The 19754-nt window shown below is 57.5% G+C and carries 21 protein-coding genes; 16 read left to right on the top strand and 5 right to left on the bottom strand.

Features of this window, described 5'->3' with window-relative positions; translation table 11 throughout:
• Nucleotides 1-9: 9 nt before the first annotated feature.
• Both GOX66_RS22725 and GOX66_RS22720 read right to left on the bottom strand, forming a co-directional pair.
• Nucleotides 10-675 (bottom strand): hypothetical protein, encoded by a 666-nt coding sequence (locus tag GOX66_RS22725; RefSeq protein ID WP_170765761.1) that lies wholly within the window; start codon nucleotides 673-675, stop codon nucleotides 10-12.
• 13 nt (nucleotides 676-688) lie between these two features.
• A complete protein-coding gene (locus tag GOX66_RS22720; RefSeq protein ID WP_214652754.1) occupies nucleotides 689-1366 on the bottom strand; it encodes a cobalamin-dependent protein in 678 nt (225 codons plus the stop codon).
• Between the two features lie 158 nt (nucleotides 1367-1524).
• Here GOX66_RS22720 and GOX66_RS22715 point away from each other — a divergent pair, with 158 nt between their 5' ends.
• Entirely contained in the window at nucleotides 1525-2586 is a 1062-nt protein-coding gene (locus GOX66_RS22715; RefSeq protein ID WP_170765760.1) for a LacI family DNA-binding transcriptional regulator, read from the top strand.
• A gap of 462 nt (nucleotides 2587-3048) precedes the next feature.
• Here the strand turns inward: GOX66_RS22715 and GOX66_RS22710 are convergent, their stop codons facing one another.
• The 3 genes from GOX66_RS22710 to GOX66_RS22700 are packed head-to-tail and all read right to left on the bottom strand — an operon-like array spanning nucleotide 3049 to nucleotide 5410.
• On the bottom strand, nucleotides 3049-3525 hold the full coding sequence (locus tag GOX66_RS22710; protein ID WP_170765759.1) for a thioesterase family protein: 477 nt from the start codon (nucleotides 3523-3525) through the stop codon (nucleotides 3049-3051).
• A gap of 2 nt (nucleotides 3526-3527) precedes the next feature.
• Nucleotides 3528-4412, bottom strand: coding sequence for an amidohydrolase family protein (locus GOX66_RS22705; protein WP_170765758.1), 885 nt, complete (start codon nucleotides 4410-4412; stop codon nucleotides 3528-3530).
• On the bottom strand, nucleotides 4409-5410 hold the full coding sequence (locus tag GOX66_RS22700; RefSeq protein WP_170765757.1) for a nuclear transport factor 2 family protein: 1002 nt from the start codon (nucleotides 5408-5410) through the stop codon (nucleotides 4409-4411). Before GOX66_RS22700 ends, GOX66_RS22705 begins: the two co-directional genes overlap by 4 nt.
• A 146-nt stretch (nucleotides 5411-5556) precedes the next feature.
• Here GOX66_RS22700 and GOX66_RS22695 point away from each other — a divergent pair, with 146 nt between their 5' ends.
• The 15 genes from GOX66_RS22695 to GOX66_RS22625 all read left to right on the top strand — a co-directional run.
• Nucleotides 5557-6606 (top strand): ABC transporter ATP-binding protein, encoded by a 1050-nt coding sequence (locus tag GOX66_RS22695; protein ID WP_170765756.1) that lies wholly within the window; start codon nucleotides 5557-5559, stop codon nucleotides 6604-6606.
• A gap of 85 nt (nucleotides 6607-6691) precedes the next feature.
• Nucleotides 6692-7918, top strand: coding sequence for an ABC transporter substrate-binding protein (locus GOX66_RS22690; protein WP_170765754.1), 1227 nt, complete (start codon nucleotides 6692-6694; stop codon nucleotides 7916-7918).
• Between the two features lie 65 nt (nucleotides 7919-7983).
• Nucleotides 7984-9012, top strand: coding sequence for a carbohydrate ABC transporter permease (locus GOX66_RS22685; protein WP_170765752.1), 1029 nt, complete (start codon nucleotides 7984-7986; stop codon nucleotides 9010-9012).
• Between the two features lies 1 nt (nucleotide 9013).
• Complete coding sequence (locus GOX66_RS22680; RefSeq protein WP_170765750.1) at nucleotides 9014-9895, top strand: carbohydrate ABC transporter permease; 882 nt, start codon at nucleotides 9014-9016, stop codon at nucleotides 9893-9895.
• A gap of 179 nt (nucleotides 9896-10074) precedes the next feature.
• Entirely contained in the window at nucleotides 10075-11103 is a 1029-nt protein-coding gene (locus GOX66_RS22675) for a nuclear transport factor 2 family protein (protein WP_170765748.1), read from the top strand.
• Between the two features lie 132 nt (nucleotides 11104-11235).
• A complete protein-coding gene (locus tag GOX66_RS22670; protein WP_170765746.1) occupies nucleotides 11236-11766 on the top strand; it encodes an ester cyclase in 531 nt (176 codons plus the stop codon).
• An 11-nt stretch (nucleotides 11767-11777) separates the two neighbouring features.
• Nucleotides 11778-13118 (top strand): histidinol dehydrogenase, encoded by a 1341-nt coding sequence (gene hisD / locus GOX66_RS22665; RefSeq protein ID WP_170765744.1) that lies wholly within the window; start codon nucleotides 11778-11780, stop codon nucleotides 13116-13118.
• A gap of 93 nt (nucleotides 13119-13211) precedes the next feature.
• Nucleotides 13212-14261: an ester cyclase gene (locus GOX66_RS22660; protein ID WP_170765741.1), complete on the top strand. Its 1050-nt coding sequence runs from the start codon at nucleotides 13212-13214 to the stop codon at nucleotides 14259-14261.
• A 1-nt stretch (nucleotide 14262) separates the two neighbouring features.
• Complete coding sequence (locus GOX66_RS22655; protein ID WP_170765739.1) at nucleotides 14263-15030, top strand: SDR family NAD(P)-dependent oxidoreductase; 768 nt, start codon at nucleotides 14263-14265, stop codon at nucleotides 15028-15030.
• The gene (locus GOX66_RS22650) at nucleotides 15030-16049 is read left to right on the top strand and encodes a LacI family DNA-binding transcriptional regulator (protein ID WP_170765737.1); all 1020 of its coding nucleotides are present in this window, start codon (nucleotides 15030-15032) and stop codon (nucleotides 16047-16049) included. The genes GOX66_RS22655 and GOX66_RS22650 overlap by 1 nt, the downstream gene beginning before the upstream one ends.
• Nucleotides 16046-17020 (top strand): nuclear transport factor 2 family protein, encoded by a 975-nt coding sequence (locus GOX66_RS22645; protein WP_170765735.1) that lies wholly within the window; start codon nucleotides 16046-16048, stop codon nucleotides 17018-17020. Before GOX66_RS22650 ends, GOX66_RS22645 begins: the two co-directional genes overlap by 4 nt.
• 151 nt (nucleotides 17021-17171) lie before the next feature.
• Nucleotides 17172-18131 (top strand): cupin domain-containing protein, encoded by a 960-nt coding sequence (locus GOX66_RS22640; protein WP_170765733.1) that lies wholly within the window; start codon nucleotides 17172-17174, stop codon nucleotides 18129-18131.
• On the top strand, nucleotides 18128-18313 hold the full coding sequence (locus tag GOX66_RS22635; RefSeq protein ID WP_170765731.1) for a class I SAM-dependent methyltransferase: 186 nt from the start codon (nucleotides 18128-18130) through the stop codon (nucleotides 18311-18313). The genes GOX66_RS22640 and GOX66_RS22635 overlap by 4 nt, the downstream gene beginning before the upstream one ends.
• A gap of 98 nt (nucleotides 18314-18411) precedes the next feature.
• Nucleotides 18412-18645 (top strand): hypothetical protein, encoded by a 234-nt coding sequence (locus tag GOX66_RS22630; protein WP_170765729.1) that lies wholly within the window; start codon nucleotides 18412-18414, stop codon nucleotides 18643-18645.
• Nucleotides 18646-18655: 10 nt separating this feature from the next.
• A partial coding sequence (locus GOX66_RS22625; RefSeq protein ID WP_170765727.1) for a cobalamin-independent methionine synthase II family protein occupies nucleotides 18656-19754 on the top strand: 1099 nt, incomplete at its 3' end.

Below are 19754 nucleotides of genomic sequence, written 5' to 3'. Positions count from 1 at the left end.
CCTGGGCCATCAACGGGCAGGGGCGTGCAGCGCGAGGCCCAGCAGCGAATTCAACGGCGTGAAACATCCTGTATCAGTGACCTGCACTCCGGGATTGACCACGTCGAACACCGTAAGAAGCGCCTGAACGCGGGCTGGATCCCAAGCCTGGCGCTGGCCGCATTGCGCGCTGGCCAGCACCGGGACGCGGCGCAACCGGCCCGCAGGTGAGCGCATTCTCAGGACGCGATGCGCCTCGCGCCCCAGCGCAAACAGAACCTCGCTGCCGAGGTCGGACTGCACATGATGCGCGCCGTATTCATGGCCCAGCCACTCGAAAGCCTGCGGCTGTGCATAATTCAGCGTCAAAAGGTAGGCCGTGACCTGGGCGCCCTGCCGCACGTCCTGCGCAATGTCTGCGCCATCCAGCGTAACCCGATCAGCCACGCGCACGCCGTCTGGCACCAGCCGGGTGGTTACCGGCATGAACAGAGCCTCGGGACGCGCCAGCGCAGTGATGCAGCCAGTTGCCTGATCCATCCAATGCCGCAGCGCATCGGATCGCCTGCCACCTTTTGCCAACACACGTTGGTATTGCGCCTGTCGCTGCAAACGCGCCAGCGCGACTTTCAAAAGGTCGGCCACCGGCAACAAGAACTGGCTGTCCGCATCTGTAACGACGCCATCAAAACTCATAGCACGTGTCCGCTCAGGCTGGCATGTTAAGCGCACGTTTCACGGCCTTGACCGCACCAGGCGCGTCTTCGCCAAATGCATCCGCACCGATCTTGTCAGCATAGTCCTGGGTAATGACCGCACCGCCAATGACGACCTTGGCATTGTTGGAAACCTCGCGCAGATGGTTGACGACACTTATCATCTGCGGTTTCGTCGTGGTCAGAAGCGCGCTCAGGCAGACAACCTGGTTGCCGCGTTCCAACGCCTTGGCAAAATCCTCATCCGGCACGTCGACGCCAAGGTCCTCCACCTCGAACCCGGCCCCTTTCAGCATCATGACAACAAGGTTCTTGCCGATGTCGTGCAGGTCGCCCTTGACGCTGCCTATACAGACTCGCGCAAGGGGTTCGTGATCGCTCTCTGCCAGGATGGGCTCGATAATGTCGATGCCCCCCTGCATCGCACGCGCCGCAACCAGCATTTCGGGAACAAACACCTCACCGGCTGAGAACTGTTCGCCAACCTCTGCCATTGCCGGGATCATCGCGTCATTCAACAGCGCGCCCAGGTCTTCACCTGAGTCACGAGCCTTGGTCACCAATTCGACTACGACTTCACGGTCGCCTTCGCAGATAGCTTCGAACAGCTCGTCCTTTTCGTCTTCGGTCAACATCGCATGAGTCTTTCGTTTCACAATTTGAATGCGCATGCAATATCATGCAAAAAATGTGTCAGTCAACGATCAAATTGGTGAATTGTGCCACGATACTGACGACGCACCTCGCAGCTCGCCGGTTTTCAAATGCAAAACGGTGATGTAAAACTACAGATAGTCACGGGCAGCGATCAACGGGGCACCAGCACAAAATGTCAAAAAGATCAGTTACATCCTATGACGTCGCAAAGATCGCGGGTGTCTCGCAATCTGCAGTATCACGCGCCTTCTCACCGGGCGCATCAATCGCTGAAAAGACCAGGAAAAAAATTCTGAATGCGGCGCGGGAATTGGGATACCAGCCGAATGCGATTGCAAGAAGCATGTCGACTGCGCGCAAGGATTTTCCCCAAAGGTCGGGCATGGTGGGGCTGATCGTAACTCGGCTTCAGGACCCGTTCTTTGCCAACACGATCGCGCATTTCAGCCGCTTTTTGCAGGCCCGCGGCTGGCACATGTTGCTGTTCACTGTTGATAACCAGGTGGAAGTCGACGAAGCTTTGAATGCGCTCTTGCAATACAAGATTGACGGCGTGATCATCTTATCCGCGATACTGAGTGATCAAATGGCTAAGGCCTGCGACGCGCAGGGCATACCGGTCATGCTCTACAACCGTAGCGCAAAAAACCTGAATGTGAGTTCGGTTGAGATTGACAACTACGAGGGCGGGTGCTTGGCCGCCGAAATTTTGCGTGAGGCAGGCCACGAAAGGATCGCCTTCGTCGGCGGTGATGTCGGCGACGAAACCTCAAAGGAGCGGGAAGCCGGATTTACCGAGCGTCTGGCGAAGGACGGTTTGACGCCGTTTCAACTCGAAAGCGGGGACTATACCTTTGTCGGCGGACGTGAGGCGGGGTTGCGCCTTTTGGCACGGCAAGAGCGCCCAGACGCAGTTTTCTGTGCCAGTGACGTGATGGCCCTTGGCGTCTTGCATGCCGCCCGGTTCGAGCTTGGCCTTCAGGTTCCACGGGACTTTTCGCTGGTCGGCTTTGACGACATCCCGTCCGCCGCCTGGCCAGGTCACATGTTGACAACGATTCGCCAACCCATTCGCCGCATGATCCAGGAATCCGTTAATCTTCTGATTGAACGAATGGAAAACCCCGAGCTTGGGCCCAAGGTCAGCCGGTTCCCGGGAACATTGATCTTAAGAGACTCCGCGAAAAATACTGGGCCATTGGGTGGCGTGACCAGCGCTCAGCGCTCGTTTTGAACCAGACGGCACTTGTTTTACGAATTTGGGTTTTGTCATCGCCTCGCACACCAGAACGCGCCAAAAATCCGACCAAGTCAGGGTGCGTTGACGATCAGAGTCAAACCATGAACAAACGCAACATTGGGTGCTTGGGCAAAGTTGCCGATACATTGACAATATCGAGGTCGAAATCCGAGAGATGGCCGCTGAAATAGTCCAGCCCGTCGAATGCAACGCCTGCTTGAACATATGCGCTGTGCCGACCTCACTTACGCGACGAGACTGGCAAGGAGCAATTTCCCAAGGATAGGAATATTATGATAAATGCTCGGCCTCCCCGAGTTCCTCTATTGCGGCGTAGTCGATAGACACAAAGTGCGTCAGTGCAGCTTCGTTGGCGTCCCCCAATGATGCCTCAGTTGTGTCAGGGTTGGTTGCCGGTTTTCATTTCACCGCGGATTACCTGATTTGATGTCGATGTTAGGTTGAATGAGCGTCGCGCTCGATCGCTACTGAACGTGAACGGTGCTTAAACTTTGCCGCTTCGTCGCCCGATAGCGTTGCCGCCTGCAATCGCTGCAGAATCTCGGCCGGGATCGGCGCAGCTTGCGGGCTAGGTTTTTGCCGGACGTGAAGCTCCATGAATTCACCGACTGCTGCCAGATCATCACCGTTCAGCATCTCCATATGCAAGTGAAAGCGCTTTTCATCACAATTCAGAATGCGCGTCTCAATTCGAAGATGGTCAGCTTCCTTGACTTCCCGCAGATAATACTTGTGGTCCTCAAGCAGATAAATCGTGCACCCAGTGCGTGCGCGATACTCAGCATCGAACCCAACCTCATCCTGCATCGCATCGACGGCGTAGCTGAATACCAGACCGTAATAGGCGTCTTGCATGTGGCCGTTGTAGTCGATCCATTCAGGTTTCACTGTGGCTTCAAAGGAGAATATCATTCTCAGGGCATCCCAAGATCATAGAAGCGTGCCGCAGTTTCTCTGAACACCGCCGATTGTGCCTCAGCCGGAATCAGATCACGGTAAGCCTGCACCAGAGAGGCGTAATTGCCATAAAGTTTGTCGACTGGGAAATTCGAGCCAGACATGACCCTCTCAGGTCCGAATTGTTCAAGACAGTCCTCCACGATCGGGCGAATGCTGTCGGGCGTCCAGTTGTGATCGAACATGCCCAGACCAGAGAGCTTGCATGAGACGTGCGGCAGATCGGACAGCGCGCGCAGTCTCTGAGCCCAGTAGTTCAGGCCCGCGGGGCTGCGGTCATGCGGTGAGCCTGCGTGGCACAGGGCGATCCGTGTGTCCGGGGCCTGCGCCAGAATTCGGGCGGTCTTCTCCATCAACTCAGGAATGAGTTGCAGATCAAAGCTGAGACCGTGCCGCCCGGCTTCCTGTAAACCGGCCAGAAATCGTGGATCGTCCAGCAGAGAATTGGTGCCTGTCTGCGCGTCCTCTCCGGGTGCGCGGCCAACGATCTGGCGAACGCCACGCACAGTGGGAATGTCCTGAAACCTGTCAAGCTGGGCGGACAGGTCGGCCGAGGTCAGGTCACAGAACACAACCTGCGCCATCGGCCAGTCTGGATTGGCATCGGCGACGGTTTGGACCCATCGGGCTTCGTCCAGACCGTTTTCGGCCCCCACCTGGATATGGATCGAAGCGTAGATGCCGCAGGGTGCGGCTTCGGACCGGAACTCGCGCAGCAGGTAGTTTCTTTGAATCGGAGTCGGGTCGCCAAAGAACCTTTCTACCCCGCGTGCCATCAGCCACGGGTAGCGCACTGCCGCAAGGTCCCAAAGGTGGTGATGCGCGTCGATCCAGCCGGTCATGTTCGTGGTACTTTCGCCATGCGGCCCAAAATATCGACGCCTTGTTGCTTCCAGAAATGCAGCAGGTCGATGAAGATCCAGTTTTCGGCCAGCTTGTCCCCCTCGCGTCGATAGATATCGATCACCCGGAATTCACCGGCCTTGTCGGTAGCGGGCATGCCCATGAACCCACCCGTCGGGCGGGCGGTGAAATTCGGCCAGCCGAAAAAGCCGCCATAATGACCTTCAGCCATGCGGCAAATGTGCTTGGTCTTTGAGCGGTCCGTGAAGGATGCGCGGAACACGCCCGTGTGCTGCTTTGCGTAGCGCTCGATCGTATAGGTCGCTCCGATCCCGGCAGGACCCCACCAGATCATGTCTTCGCACCATGTCTGGCGCAATTCGTCTTCAAGGTTTAGGCCGCTGTTCCATTGGCCGAGATCGGAAATCATCGCATTGATGGATGCCAGGGTTTTTCCACCTTCTTCGGCGGGCTGCGGGCTGAACATCAGCCCGTCATGCGTCATCGGCCCGGGTTGAACCAGATGGGCCGCAGTCTGCGGCGGGAAGGGCTGCAACCCGGCCTGCATCATAAGATGAGGGATGTCGAAATACATCGCGGTCTCGGTGATTTTGCCGTTTTCGACCTTGTTGAATTCGCAATAGCGCAGAAACGCCATCTTGCCTGTTGGCGCGATGCCCAGCCATGCGTTGTCGAACAGGCCCATCAGGTGCCCCATCGAAACAACCCAGACCGAGGTGAACCCGTCGATCTCGTTTTTGCCCGCCATAAACACGTCCATCCGGCGCTGCAGGTGCTGTAGGCTGTGCTTCAGAGGGAGCCAGAATTTCTGCGCCACATCGTTGGTACCATGCAGTTCGTCAAATGGATGAAAGCCACGCCAAAGAAAGCCCTCGGCGCAATATTTCGAGATTGTGTCTGGGATGTCCGATTCTTCTGTTTTGCTCAACGCTTGGTAAAAATCCAGGACAACGTTTTTCTCAGCTTCATAAGACATGTTGTTTTCTTTCAGTACTTTAGCCGAAGGGATGCAGCAGCTGCCACCGTAATTGCATTCGCTTGCAAAAAATACTTGCCACACAGGCCGTCGGATGTCTATGCTTTTGCAAGCGTATGCACAAATGGTGCGGCAGGGAGGATAGAATGGCCGAAATTCAACTTCGTAATGTCGGAAAGCGTTGGGGATCATTCGTCGGAGTGAACAATTTTGATCTCACAATCGCCGATAAGGAGTTTCTGGTGCTTCTTGGCCCGTCAGGCTGCGGCAAGACTACGACCATGCGCATGATTGCAGGTCTGGAGGACGCCAGCGAAGGTGACATTCTGATCGACGGCGCGCGTGTCAACGACATGGAGCCCAAGGACCGAGACGTCGCCATGGTGTTCCAGTCCTATGCCTTGTATCCGAATATGAACGTCTATGAGAACATTCGGTTCCCATTGAAGGTTCGCGGTATTGACCCGGCCACCCACGACGAAAAAGTGCGTCGCGCGTCGGCCATGGTCGAACTGGATGACTTTCTGCATCGCAAGCCTGCGGAACTATCGGGCGGCCAGCGACAGAGGGTTGCGCTGGCGCGTGCCATCGTGCGGGAACCGAACGTGTTCCTGATGGATGAGCCACTGTCCAACCTCGACGCAAAACTGCGCGTTTCTACCCGCGCCCAGATCAAGAATCTTAGCCACGAACTGGCGGTGACAACGATCTACGTCACCCACGACCAGATCGAGGCGATGACCTTGGCCGATCGCGTGGTGATCATGAAGCAGGGCGTGGTGCAGCAGGTTGGCTCTCCGACCGATATCTACGATGAACCCGCAAACACATTTGTGGCCAGCTTTATTGGCAACCCGGCAATGAACCTTGTCGATGGCGAGGTCAAAGGTGGCGTGTTCCGCGCCCGAAATACCGAGGTGCACGGGTTGAGCGCACCGGACGGTCCCATCACGCTGGGTTTTCGCGCCGAGGACGCCAATGTTGTGGAAAGCGGTGGCGAGATCAACGCACCGATCTACACGCAAGAGCTGCTGGGCGACAGCACCATGGTCTCGGTCCGGATCGGCGGTGCGCTGGTCTCGGTCAAGGCCGACAAAACCTATCGGGCCGAAATCGACGATCAGGTTTCGATCCATATCCACACCGATCACTGCCACTTGTTTGATGCACAAACAGGCGCACGCCTGAACGGCTAACCAGTGATAACCAAACCCGTCACAACGGGTTCAAGCACGGGTGCAGACTTCGAAGATGCACCCATCCATCCAGGGAGGAATACCTATGTTTCTGAAGAGAATCGCATTGGCTGGCTCGATGGCCGCCTTTGCCGCAAGCGCAGGTTATGCCTGTCAAATCGACGGTCGGGTCAACATCGTTGGCAACGAATTTGCCGCCATTCAGGCCGTCGCGGCCGGAGCAAAGGAATGCACCGGGGCGTCGGTGGATTCCAACCTGACATCCGAGCACCAGACCATCAATGTGGCTGGTCTGTCCGGGAACCCGTCTGAGTATACAAGTGCCATCATCGCCAACAGCTCGATCGTGGCGCTGATGAACGAAGACGTCATTCGCCCACTTAACGATCTGGTGGAGCAACATGGTCAGGACCTGCAGCCGGGGCAGCTGATCAAAATTGGTGATAACATCATGGCTGTGGCCTTCATGGCCAATGCACAGCACCTGATGTACCGCAAGGACGTGCTGGAACAGGCTGGCGTCGAAGTGCCAACCACCTATGAGGAACTGCTCGAAGCGGCCAAGGTCATTCGCGAGCAAGGCATCATGCAAAACCCGGTTGGCGGGGCCTACGCATCCGGCTGGAATCTGGCGCAGGAATTCAACAACTTGTTCCTTGGCTATGGTGGCGCGCACTTCAAGCCCGGCACCGCTGAGCCAAACGTGAATTCTGAGGCCGGTGTCAACGCGCTGAACATGATGAAAGCCTTGTCGGAATATATGAACCCCGACTTCCTCACCCATGACTCGAACGCCACCAATGCTGAATACCGTGCTGGCAACGTTGCGATCATGAACATGTGGGGTTCGCGTGCATCGCAGCAAACCACTACCGAGGGCGTATTGCAGGAGGTGATCGATGGTCATGCGATCGGAGCGCCACTGACGGTCGGCGGCGGAGATATCCCGGCATCGACCTTGTGGTGGGATGGCTGGACTGTCGGCAAAAACATTTCGGATGAAGATGCCGAAGCCACCTTCATCGCCATGAAGCACGGTATCCGTCCGGACATGCTGAATGATGAGACGAAGCCACTGGCGGTCTGGCTGATCGAAGGCTACGAGCCCGGTGAAGATGCACAAGGTGTGTTCGCAGCGGCCAAAATGGGTACGCCGCCCTATCCTATGCTGCCTTACATGGGCCTGATGCACAGCGCGCTAGGCAACGAACTTGCCGACTTTATGCAGGGCAAGGAAAGCGCTGAACAGGCACTTGCCGATGTTGAAGCCGCCTATCGGGCCGCCGCCATCGAGCAAGGATATCTTCAGTAAGACGCCCCCTGTGCGGGCGCTTTGGATAGTCGCCCGCACAATCTCATCGACGCGAGGATTGCGATATGCGCCATAAGACGTTTCTTTGGTTCTTCCTTCCCACCGGACTTGCGATGCTGCTGTTCATTGCGATGCCCATCGTCTCGGTCGTGACGCAATCGATCTTCGCTCCGCACCCAGCCGTTCTGTTGGAGGTCGAAAACTGCACCCCCCTGATAGGTTGCACAACCGAGACAACCATCGACCAGGAAGCGACCGCCGCCCTGCGTGCAGAGCAGCCATTGGGACGGTTTGTAGGATTGGGCATTTACTTTGACCGCGGCCACCTCGCCATCCAGGAAATTGGTCAAATGTGGTCCGCCAATGAGGCATGGGGCGGCTTTTTCTCGGAATTGAGCAATCTGCCCTTTTATCGGGCGATGGCATTCACACTAACGTTCACTTTTATTGTGACGCCGCTCACCATCCTTTTGGGGCTGGTGATCGCTCTGGCGGTCAACTCGTTGCATCGGCACCTCAAGGGGTTGATGATCTTCTTTTCGCTTTTGCCGATGATCGTCACTCCGCTGATCGGATCGCTTATCCTGTTTTGGATGATCGACAGCCGCGGTGTCATTGGCAATGCCCTTGTACACATGGCCGGAGATCCGAATTTCAGCCTTAAGGCCTCAACCGGACTAATGTGGGTTGCCTTGATGGTCTATGGTGTTTGGAGCTCGGCACCGTTTGCATTTGTTGTGTTCTACGCCGGACTGCAAACTTTGCCTCAGGATCAGATAGAAGCCGCGCAGATCGACGGCGCAACCCGCTGGCAACAAGTGAAATTCGTGGTTGTCCCCCATCTGATGCCACTGGTCACTTTCGTCGCACTGATCCAATTGATGGACAACTTCAAGGTATTCGAACCGATCATCGGTTTCAGCGCCGGAGCGCATGCGCAATCGCTCAGTACGTTCATTTTCAACGACCTCGGCGGTGAGACCCGACAGCTTTCATCCGCAGCCGCAACCTCTGTGATGACAATTATCGGGGTCGCCATTCTTCTGTCGCCCGTGCTTGTCCGCACATGGCGCGACTTTAAAGGAGCAAGATAACATGGCCAGCCGCGCACAAAGAATGCCAACTAGCCTTCGGGTCGCCTCGTCCCTGTTCGTGCTCCTTTGGTTTATTCTAGCCGCCTTCCCGTTTCTCTGGACCGTCTGGGGATCCTTCAAGGTCGAGTTGGATTTCTTCTCGATTGCCGACTGGACCAACGCCCTGACCGGCGCCCGAACCGAAGCTGTTTATGGCTCTCCGTTCACGACGACGGGGTATGAAGGCGCGTGGATTAAGGAAGAATTCTGGCGCAATGTTCTCAACACCGGGATCGTTTGTTTCTTTGTGGTCACTATCTCACTGACCATCGGAACACTAGGTGGTTATGCCCTGTCACGGTCGACCTATAACTACACATTCTGGTTGTTGATCACGGCACTTATCTTCCGCGCTATGCCGCCGATCACATTGGTCTCGGGCTATCTGCTGCCGTTCTTCGAGTGGAACATCTGGGGGATCCTACCGACCACCATCATCGTGCTTGTGGCGATCAACCAACCGTTTACCCTGTGGATGCTGCATTCCTTCTTCAAGAATATCCCAAGCGAGCTGGACGAAAGCGCCAAGGTCGACGGATGCAACCAGTTTCAGGCCTTCCGCCGCGTGATCATTCCGGTGATGTGGCCGGGTGTCATCACAACAGGGCTGTTCTCGTTCCTGCTGGCCTATAATGACTTTGCTGTGGGCGCGATGCTGTTGTCCGAAAGCAACCGCACTATGGTGCCTGCCATTGCCGCGTTCCTTGGCACCACACAGACCGAAGGCAACGTGATGTTCGCGGTTGCAGCCGTGGTTTCAGCAACAGTGCCACTGTTTATCCTGGTGATGTTCTTCCAGCGCCAGATTGTGGGCGGTCTGACCGCCGGGGCCGTAAAAGGCTGACACGAATGGGCCCCACGCATCCTCAGTCCGTTTCCGCCCATGCGCATACAGCCAGACTAAATCTGGCTGCGCGCCGGGCGCGGCGGCCAGGACGTATTCCCTTTGCCTTGATGCGCGCGGGGCCTCGTGCCCGCACACCATCAACGCAAATTGGAATCCGTTTGAAAAAGGACAGCGGCATGAACGCACGCGCAAACCGCCCCGCCATGGGCATCGCTACCGAAACCACCTTTGAAAATAAGCGACTCTACCGCCAGTTTCTGAACAGCTTCAGCCAGGGTATCGGCTCTGCCACCGAACAAGCGGCGGCGGCGATCTTCGCCCCGGACGCCAAGACCGAAGCCAGCCACCCCATCAATACCACCCGCAGCGGCGATGGCTACATGAGCGACATCATCGCGCCCATTGCCGAAGCCTTCGAGGGCTGCACCCGCCAGGATTATGTCGTGACCGGCGGTGAATACCTCGGCACTGAATGGGTTACCTCGACCGGCTATTTCCACGGCCACTTCACTCGACCGCTTTGCGGTATTCCGCCCAGCGGCAAGCTGGCCTTTCTGCGCTGCGGTGAATTCCTCCGGATGGAAGACGGCAAAATTGTCGAAACTTACGTCTTCCTCGGCTTTGCCGAGCTGATCATCGCGCTTGGCCTGTGGCCCCTGGAACTGCAGGGCTACGAGGGCACTGTTCCCGGCCCCGCCACCCATAACGGCAATGTCATCGGCCCCTCGGATCCGGAGCAATCGCGCTTCACCGCCGATCTGGTTGAAGACATGCTGAAACAGCTGACCACCAAAGATCAGAGCTGGCGCCCCTACTGGGACGAGCGCATGGTCTGGTACGGCCCTGGCGGGCTGGGATCCTATGCCACAGTCGATGCCTTTGCGGATTTCCAATCCCCCTTCGAGGACACATTCGAAGGCTGGGGCGACGGCCAGCGCGAAGGCATCACCGGTGTTGGATCCAACTGCAAGGCAGGCGATGGCGACTATGCTTTCCTGTGCGGCTGGCCGCAGATCACCGGCGTGCATGTGAAACCCTTCCTGGGGCTGGAGCCTACTGGCAAACGCGTCTTCATGCGCGACTGCGACTGGTGGCGCTGCGCGGACGGGAAGATCATCGAGAATTGGTGCATGCTCGACATCCCGCATGTGCTGATGCAGCTGGGCTATGACCTTTTTGCCAATATCGGCGAACGCGCCGCATGAGCTGTTCCGCCAGACATAACGCTGTTGGGCGCCACCCGGCGCTCAACCGGATGCCAAGGGATTTTCTGGCGGTCGACTGAACCTCCCCGTCCACGCAGAAAATCCCTTGGCTACAAAAAAAGGAAGATGAACATGAAAGGCTCCCGCCCCGAACAGGCCGTGCTGACACGCGACACGGACATGAGCAAAACCGACCAGACCCGCGCGGTGATCGAAGGGATGGTCGATGGTTTGAACGACCACCGCATTGACGACATTGGCGAGTTCTTCACGGAAGGGTTTCGCTGGATGGGCAACCAGGGCTGCGGCACCAAGACCGGGCTCAAGGAATTTCAGGAAAACTGGCAGCGCCCATTCCAAGCGGCGTTTTCCGACAAGACCTGCATCGACGAAGCCCGGCTTTACATGGGTGAATGGGCCGCGGCCTTTGGCCGGCAAGAGGCAACCCATTCCGGTGAATTTCTGGGCATTGCGCCCACCGGCAAGCGGGTCGAGATCCGCTACATGGATTTCTGGAAAGTTGTCGACGGAAAGATTGTCGACAACTGGGTGAATGTCGATTTCGCCCATGTCGCTGCCCAGCTTGGCGTTGATCTGTTCAACGGCCACGGATGGGAAACATTCGACCGGGGAGAGAAAACTCCGCCCCGGCCCGACAACTGAGGATTAGGACAATGGCTATCGAATATCTCAAACGCGGCAAACCCGAGGCCGACCGGGCCGAGGACGATGCCAAAACCCGCGCCGTCGTTGAAGCGACGCTGAAAGACATCGAAACCCGCGGTGATGCGGCGGTGCGCGAACTGTCGGAAAAGTTCGACAATTATTCGCCGGAAAGCTTCCGCCTGAGTCAGGAGCAGATCGACGAGCTGATCGCCTCGCTGTCTGAGCGCGAACTGGCCGACATCAAGTTTGCACAGAAGCAGGTAATGAACTTCGCGCAGGCGCAACGCGATTCCATGCTGGATATCGAGGTCGAGACCCTGCCGGGCGTGATCCTGGGTCACAAGAACATCCCGGTGCAGTCTGTGGGCTGCTATATTCCGGGCGGTAAATTCCCGATGGTGGCTTCGGCGCATATGTCGGTGGCCACGGCCTCAGTTGCCGGTGTGCCCCGCATCATCGCCTGCACCCCGCCGTTTCAGGGCAAACCGAATGCGGCTGTGATCGCGGCCATGCATCTGGGCGGCGCGCATGAGATTTATGTCATGGGCGGCATTCAGGCTATCGGTGCGATGGCAATCGGGACCGAGACCATCGATCTCGTTCACATGCTGGTCGGCCCCGGCAACGCATTCGTCGCCGAAGCCAAGCGCCAGCTTTTCGGACGCGTCGGCATCGACTTGTTCGCTGGTCCGACCGAAACCATGGTGATCGCCGATGAAACTGCAGCCGATGCCGAGCTTTGCGCGACCGACCTGCTGGGTCAGGCCGAGCACGGCTATAACAGCCCCTGCGTTCTGGTCACCAATTCGCGCAAACTGGCCGAAGAAACCCTGAGCGAGATCGACCGAATCCTGGGCATCCTGCCCACCGCCGGCACCGCCAAGGTCAGCTGGGAAGAATATGGCGAGATCATCGTCTGCGACACCTATGACGAGATGCTGAAAGTGGCCGATGACATCGCCTCCGAGCACGTTCAGGTCATGACAGACCGCGACGATTGGTTCCTGGAAAACATGACCTGCTATGGCGCGCTGTTCCTGGGACCACGCACCAACGTGGCCAACGGCGACAAGGTAATCGGCACCAACCACACCCTGCCGACCAAGAAGGCCAGTCGCTATACCGGCGGGCTCTGGGTCGGCAAGTTCCTGAAAACGCACAGCTATCAGAAGGTCCTGACGGATGAGGCTGCGACGATGATCGGCGAATACGGCTCGCGCCTGTGTATGCTGGAAGGCTTTGTAGGCCATGCCGAACAATGCAACATCCGCGTCCGGCGTTATGGCGGGATCAACGTGCCCTACGGCGAGGGTGCGGCTTATCGCGAGACTGCCGAGGTGCCCACGTGACTGTCAGGCAACCGCCACAGAACTTGCGCCCGGGACCGCCCGGGCGTCACGGATTTTGAGAAAGAAGCAGATAACACAATGCGAGATTTCGCAATGGACACCCATTCCACGCACAAAGCCCTGATCGCGCCCTTGCGCGAGGCCATGTACAACTTTGACGAAGCTGGCGTCCGCGCCACGCTGCAGTCGGTGATTGCACCCGATGCCGTCATTCACATGCCGCATCCGTTCGGCGACTTGACCGGGCCGCAGGAACTTTACGACACTTGCTATGCACCGCTGCTGACATCCATGCCTGATCTGGAACGCCGGGACTGGATCGTGATGGGCGGGCCTACGGAACATGGCGATGATTGGATCGGCTGCGGCGGTCACTACTTTGGTACATTCGTCGCCCCCTGGCTGGACATCCCGCCGACGGGGCATCTGACCCATATGCGGTTCCACGAGTTTTACCGCTTCGAAAACGGCAAGGTTGTCGAGATTCAGACGCTTTGGGACATTCCCGAAGTGATGATGCAGGCGAAGGCCTGGCCGATGGCCCCCTCGCTGGGGCTGGAGTTCTGCATTCCCGGCCCGGCAACGCTGGACGGCATCGTACCCGGACCTTGGGATGAGGCGAAATCTCAGGCCTCGTGCACTCACATCGTTTCAATGCTCGAACACCTCAAAAAACACCCCAGCCAGGGCGGGTCGGAGGTGATGGAGATGGAGAAGTTCTGGCATCCGCGCATGAATTGGTACGGTCCCGCGGGGATCGGCACCGGGCGCGGCATCTCGGGGTTCCGCAACTGGCACCAGATTCCATTCCTGAACGGCATGCCCGATCGTGGCCAGTACGTTGAGGATATCACCTATCACTTCTTCGGTGATGGTGACTATGCCGCCGTTACCGGCTGGCCCGACATGATCCAGACCGTCACGCATGATGGCTGGATGGGGATTGCGCCCTCGGGCAAACGGATCTCCATGAAGTCACTGGATTTCTGGCGCATGGAAAACGGCCTGATCCGGGAAAACTGGGTCCTGGTTGACCTACTGGACGCTTATCGGCAATTGGGCGTAGATGTCTTTGCCCGCCTGCACGAGTTCAACAAGGCGCGTGTGGCAGGTGAAATTCCATTCCCGGTCGGCGAGGTCTGATATGCACCAATTCCCCAGCACCCCCAGTTTCAGCCTCAGCGGCAAGCGCGCGCTGGTCGCCGGTGCGTCGTCCGGCATCGGCATGGCTTGCGCGGTTGCACTGGTCGAACATGGTGCTGAGGTCACTCTGGCGGCGCGTCGCACCGATGCGCTGCAGGGAATTGCTGACGAAATGGCGGCTCGGGGGTGGGCTGCCGATGTGCTCGCGCTGGATGTCTCGGACGTTGCGGCGACGGCCCGGTCGGTGGCGGAAAGCGGTCCTTTTGATGTTTTGCTGAATTCGGCAGGGCTTGCGCGGCACAGCAAGGCGGTTGATACCGCGCCGGAAGATTTCGATGCGGTGATGGGGGTGAATGTCCGGGGGGCTTATTTCCTCACACAAGCCGTCGCCAAGGGGCTGCTTGATGCCGCTCGTCCCGGATCGCTGATCAACATCTCCAGTCAGATGGGCCATGTGGGCGGTCGGGAACGCGCGGTCTATTGCACCTCGAAATTTGCGGTCGAAGGCTTCACCAAGGCGATGGCGCTGGAATTCGCACCTGCGAAGATACGTGTCAACACGATCTGCCCGACATTCATTCTGACCGACCTGACAAGATCGACTTTCGATGACCCGGACAAACGCGCCTGGATTCTGGACAAGATCAAGCTCGGCCGACCGGGTGAGATCGAGGACATCATGGGCGCTGTGGTCTATCTGGCGTCGGATGCATCAAATCTGGTGACCGGCACGGCGCTGATGGTTGACGGCGGGTGGACGGCAGACTGATGGCGGCGCACAAGGTTACATCACTGGAAGTCGCCCGCCTCGCCGGGGTCAGCCAATCCGCTGTCAGTCGGGTGTTTACGCCGGGCGCTTCGGCGTCCAAGAAAACCGTGGAAAAGGTGCGCAAGGCCGCCAAAGAACTGGGATACCGCCCGAACGTATTGGCCCGTGCAGTGGTGTCCGGGAAAAGCCGGATCATCGGGCTTGTCGTGGCTTACCTGAACAACCAGTTCTACCCTGAAGCGCTGGAAAAACTCACAAACACGCTGCAGGAACGTGGATACCATGTACTGATATTCATGGCCTCGCACGAGTCTGGAAACATCGACGACGTGGTCGAAGAAATACTCGACTTTCAGGTCGACGGCATCATTGCCGCGTCGGTGGCCCTGTCTTCGGACTTGTCAGACCGGTGCCGTGCAGCGGGCGTACCGATGGTGTTGTTCAATCGGGCGCAGGACGACCCTGCCATGTCGTCGGTCACATCCGACAACGTTGCCGGTGGTCGAAAGGCTGCGGAGTTCCTGTTGGCTGCTGGGCACCAAAAGATTGGATATATCGCCGGATGGGAAGGTGCTTCGACCCAGCGAGACCGCGAATCTGGGTTCGTTTCAGCCTTGCTGAAGGCCGGAGTCACCCTGCACGCCCGTGAAGTCGGAAACTTTGTCGCGGAAGAAGCGCGGCAAGCGACGTTAAAGATGTTCGAAGCCGATCCGCCTGATGCGGTGTTTATCGCTAACGATCACATGGCCATTTCCGTGATGGATACTTTGCGGTTCGAATTGGGGTTGAGTGTTCCAGGCGACGTTTCAGTCATCGGGTATGACGACGTGACTGTTGCCTCGTGGCCAGCCTACAACCTGACAACAATTCGACAGCCCGCCAATCGCATGGTCGCGGAAACGGTGGATATTCTACTCAGCAAGATCGAGGACTCCGATGTCCAACCGCGCAGGGTTGAGATTGACGGACCGCTTATTGTTCGCGGCTCGGCCCGCACACCTGAAGGATGGAAGACATGAACCCACTATCGAACCGGTGGAAGAGCGTACCGGATTACATTCTGGAGATCACCCGCGAGATCTGGGAAGAACGAGGATTGGAAACGCTCAACCATTACTACGCGCCCGACATACCGATGCGGTTTCCCGAGTGCATATCAATCGGAAACCAACGCACTATCAACGGCACACTGGCAACGCTGGCCGAGTTCCCTGACCGCGAATTGACCGGCGAAGACGTAATTTGGTCCGGTAGCGACGACGAGGGGTATCTGTCGTCGCACCGGCTTTTGACTATGGGTACCCATACTGGGGGCGGTTATTTTGGTCCGCCCACGGGAAAAAGATTCTCGATACGGGCAATCGCCGATTGTGCGGTGGTGGGCGACCAGATCAACGATGAATGGTTGATCCGCGACACTGCTGGCATTGTAAAGCAATTGGGGATGGAGCCCCGACAATTCGCCCGTGATCTGATCGAGCGTGAGGGTGGGCCTGAGAAGTGCGTGAAACCGTTCTCGCCTGCAATCGATGTTGAGGGGCCATACAAGGGCCGCGGTAACGATAACGAGTGGGGTGCGCGGATGAGCGACATCCTGAGCCGGATGATGAACAAAGACTTTGCCGTTATTCGTGCCGAGTACGACCGTGCTGTGCAGACAGAACACCCGGCTGCCACCACCGTGCATTCCTGGTCCGATACCGAGTGGCTGTGGATGGGGTTGCGCTCATCTTTCCCCAATTCTGATTTCAAAATTGAGCACCAGATCGGTCGCGAGGACCCGATGCTATCGCCGCGAGCGGCCATCCGCTGGAGTCTTTCCGGCAATCATGATGGCTGGGGTATGTTCGGCCGACCCACCGGAGCAGAAGTTTATGTGATGGGCTTTACCCATGCCGAGTTCGGACCTTACGGCCTGCGGCGCGAATGGACCCTGTTCGACCCCGTCTCAATCTGGAAACAGATCTTAATGAAAACCGGTGATATCTAGAATGTCGCTTCGTGTCTCAAATCTGGATGCCGGGCAGGCGTTGCGGCGGTTTCACGCCCACCGCGCCAGCCTGCGCGCTCGGCGGCTGAACAATCGTCCGCCGGGAGGTTTGGTTTGATCCGATCAAACCCAAATCAAAAGGAGAAAAGATATGAGTACCATCGAAAGCCGCATCGTCCGCTATGGCGAACTGAAGCCTTGTAAAACCGCGTTCATCGACGCCCACACGCCGGGCTCGGACCAGAAAGAGAACTTTACCATCATCGGCGGCGGCGTTTCAGAAAGTCCCGACCAGCACGTCCACATCACCGACAAAATCGGGTTCAACATCGGCGCGGCGGGACAACCGCCCAAATGCCGTAACTCGCTGCACAGCCACACCACGGCCGAGGTGTTCTTCGTAGCAAAAGGTCGCTGGCGGTTCTTCTGGGGCCGATATGGTACGGCCGGCGAGTTCATTGCCGAAGAAGGCGATATCTTCAACATCCCGACCGGCATCTTCCGCGGGTTCGAAAATGTGGGCCAGGACTACGGCATGATCATGTCGATCCTAGGCGGCGATGATGCCGGTGGCGGTGTGACCTGGGCTCCGCAAGTCATTCAGGACGCGCAGGCTCATGGCCTGGTACTTGGCAGTAACGGCGTACTCTATGACAGCAAAAAGGGCGAGGAATTGCCGCACAACGTGCAGCCCATGCCTTTGCTGACCGAGGAAGAGCTAAAAGCCTATCCCGAGGTTCCCGTTGATGCGGTGATCGGCAAATATGTCGCCCGGTACTGGGACCTGATGGCGTTGGCGGCGGACAAGCCTAACGTTGTGATTGGTGAAAACGGTTTGATCAAAGACAAGCCCGGTTTCGAGGTTGATTTCCTGACACGCGGATCGGCCGTGGCCGGACAGGTCAAGGCGGATAAGCCCGTGGTTTTGATGCCGACCAGCGGCCATTGGCGCATCAAGATCAATGACGTCGAGACCACCTTGTCCAACGGTGATACCGCATTGGTTTTGTCCGGCGAGAGCTATTGTGTTGAACCATCAATGACCGGGTTCGCCGGACTCTATAGGATCACGGCCACAGATGATCCAGCAGGAGCAACCTGGACAGGATGAACGCGGACCCCAAAGGCACCCATGCTGTCTACGAACGGCAAGCCACAGAGTATGACAGGCGCCGTTCAAAGGCTCTGTTCGAAGCGCGCTGGTTTATGGCCGAAGGCTTTGACGTAACGGGTGTCGATTTTTCAAAGGCAATGTTGGCCATCGCTAGGGATCGCTGGCCTGATGGTGACTAGCGGCATGCCGATACGCGGGAATTCGATCTGGGAAAAGCCTTCGATGGCGTCATTGCCTGGAACAGTTTTTTTCATCTCACTGCGGAAGAGCAAAGGAGATGTATCGCGCGCATAGCTCGACATTTGCGATCTGCGGAATGCTGATGCTGACGGTCGGACCGCGCGCTGGTGAAGACAGCGGCACAGTGGGGACAGAACCGGTATATCACGCTTCGCTTTCACCTGCGGGATATGCCCTGTGCTTAGAAGAAAACGGGCTGCGGATGACCGGCTTTCTCGCCGAAGACCCCGAGACCCAAAGCCATACAGTGTTGATGGCACGCAAATCCTGAGGAGGTCCAGATGAGCATAAAAACCACCCATGTTGGGTCTCTGCCCCGGATACAGAAGGTCGTGGATTTCATCTTCGACCGAGAAAACGGTAAGCCCTATGATGGGGCTGCCTTTGATGCCTGCATGACCGCAGCGGTGTCCGAGACGGTGCGCAAACAGGCCGAGGCCGGGGTTGATATTGTCTCGGACGGTGAGACCTCAAAAATCTCTTATGCCACTTATGTGAAGGATCGCTATACCGGCTTTGATGGGGACAGTCCCCGCAATGCGCCGGCGGATCTCAAAATGTTTCCGGGCTTTCTGCAACGTTTGGCGGATGACGGCGGAACGCCTCAATATGCGCGGCCCATGTGCGTGGGCGAAGTGCGTTCAAAAGGGCAGGGTGAACTGCAGAAGGACATAGACAATCTCAAGGATGCAATGGCCGAACACGCGGTCGAGCGCGGTTTTATGAACGCCGCAAGCCCCGGGGTGATTTCTCTGTTTCTGCAAAATGATTTCTATCCGACACGTGAGTCCTATCTCGCCGCGCTGGCCGATGCGATGAAAGAAGAATATGAGACCATCGTTGGTGCGGGTCTGGATCTGCAGCTGGATTGCCCGGATCTCGCCCTGTCGCGCCATATGCTGTTCACTGATCTTTCCGACGATGAGTTCGTGAAAATTGCCGACATGCATGTTGAGGCGTTGAACCACGCGCTGCAAAACGTTCCTTCTGACAAAGTGCGGGTTCATATTTGCTGGGGCAATTACGAGGGCCCGCATTGCTGTGACATCGGCATGGACAAGGTGTTTTCGACGCTGATGTCCACCAAATCTCGCTATGTTCTGTTCGAAACCTCAAACCCGCGGCACGCGCATGAATGGACGGTGTTCCGTGACCGCAAGGATGAGATTCCGGATGACAAGGTTCTGGTGCCCGGCGTGGTCGACACCACGACCAACTTTGTCGAACACCCGGAACTGATCGCGCAGCGTGTTGAGCGGTTTGTGAACGTTGTTGGGTCTGAGCGGGTGATTGCGGGGTCGGATTGCGGCTTTGGCACCTTTGCGGGCTTTGGCGCGGTCGACCCGGATATCGCCTATGCCAAGCTGGGCGCGCTTGCCG

The sequence above is a fragment of the Ruegeria lacuscaerulensis genome (assembly GCF_013031245.1).
In the GTDB taxonomy this organism is placed as follows: domain Bacteria; phylum Pseudomonadota; class Alphaproteobacteria; order Rhodobacterales; family Rhodobacteraceae; genus Ruegeria; species Ruegeria lacuscaerulensis_C.
The sequence above is the reverse complement of the archived record's forward strand: the minus strand, read 5'-3'. Positions and strand labels throughout refer to the sequence as shown.

What these genes read in the sequence shown, in the direction of transcription:
- GOX66_RS22725 (WP_170765761.1), bottom strand. Translation starts at nt 675, where the DNA reads ATGAGTTTTGATGGCGTCGTTACAGATGCGGACAGCCAGTTCTTGTTG.
- GOX66_RS22720 (WP_214652754.1), bottom strand. Translation starts at nt 1,366, where the DNA reads ATGCGCATTCAAATTGTGAAACGAAAGACTCATGCGATGTTGACCGAA.
- GOX66_RS22715 (WP_170765760.1), top strand. Translation starts at nt 1,525, where the DNA reads ATGTCAAAAAGATCAGTTACATCCTATGACGTCGCAAAGATCGCGGGT.
- GOX66_RS22710 (WP_170765759.1), bottom strand. Translation starts at nt 3,525, where the DNA reads ATGATATTCTCCTTTGAAGCCACAGTGAAACCTGAATGGATCGACTAC.
- GOX66_RS22705 (WP_170765758.1), bottom strand. Translation starts at nt 4,412, where the DNA reads ATGACCGGCTGGATCGACGCGCATCACCACCTTTGGGACCTTGCGGCA.
- GOX66_RS22700 (WP_170765757.1), bottom strand. Translation starts at nt 5,410, where the DNA reads ATGTCTTATGAAGCTGAGAAAAACGTTGTCCTGGATTTTTACCAAGCG.
- GOX66_RS22695 (WP_170765756.1), top strand. Translation starts at nt 5,557, where the DNA reads ATGGCCGAAATTCAACTTCGTAATGTCGGAAAGCGTTGGGGATCATTC.
- GOX66_RS22690 (WP_170765754.1), top strand. Translation starts at nt 6,692, where the DNA reads ATGTTTCTGAAGAGAATCGCATTGGCTGGCTCGATGGCCGCCTTTGCC.
- GOX66_RS22685 (WP_170765752.1), top strand. Translation starts at nt 7,984, where the DNA reads ATGCGCCATAAGACGTTTCTTTGGTTCTTCCTTCCCACCGGACTTGCG.
- GOX66_RS22680 (WP_170765750.1), top strand. Translation starts at nt 9,014, where the DNA reads ATGGCCAGCCGCGCACAAAGAATGCCAACTAGCCTTCGGGTCGCCTCG.
- GOX66_RS22675 (WP_170765748.1), top strand. Translation starts at nt 10,075, where the DNA reads ATGAACGCACGCGCAAACCGCCCCGCCATGGGCATCGCTACCGAAACC.
- GOX66_RS22670 (WP_170765746.1), top strand. Translation starts at nt 11,236, where the DNA reads ATGAAAGGCTCCCGCCCCGAACAGGCCGTGCTGACACGCGACACGGAC.
- hisD (WP_170765744.1), top strand. Translation starts at nt 11,778, where the DNA reads ATGGCTATCGAATATCTCAAACGCGGCAAACCCGAGGCCGACCGGGCC.
- GOX66_RS22660 (WP_170765741.1), top strand. Translation starts at nt 13,212, where the DNA reads ATGGACACCCATTCCACGCACAAAGCCCTGATCGCGCCCTTGCGCGAG.
- GOX66_RS22655 (WP_170765739.1), top strand. Translation starts at nt 14,263, where the DNA reads ATGCACCAATTCCCCAGCACCCCCAGTTTCAGCCTCAGCGGCAAGCGC.
- GOX66_RS22650 (WP_170765737.1), top strand. Translation starts at nt 15,030, where the DNA reads ATGGCGGCGCACAAGGTTACATCACTGGAAGTCGCCCGCCTCGCCGGG.
- GOX66_RS22645 (WP_170765735.1), top strand. Translation starts at nt 16,046, where the DNA reads ATGAACCCACTATCGAACCGGTGGAAGAGCGTACCGGATTACATTCTG.
- GOX66_RS22640 (WP_170765733.1), top strand. Translation starts at nt 17,172, where the DNA reads ATGAGTACCATCGAAAGCCGCATCGTCCGCTATGGCGAACTGAAGCCT.
- GOX66_RS22635 (WP_170765731.1), top strand. Translation starts at nt 18,128, where the DNA reads ATGAACGCGGACCCCAAAGGCACCCATGCTGTCTACGAACGGCAAGCC.
- GOX66_RS22630 (WP_170765729.1), top strand. Translation starts at nt 18,412, where the DNA reads ATGTATCGCGCGCATAGCTCGACATTTGCGATCTGCGGAATGCTGATG.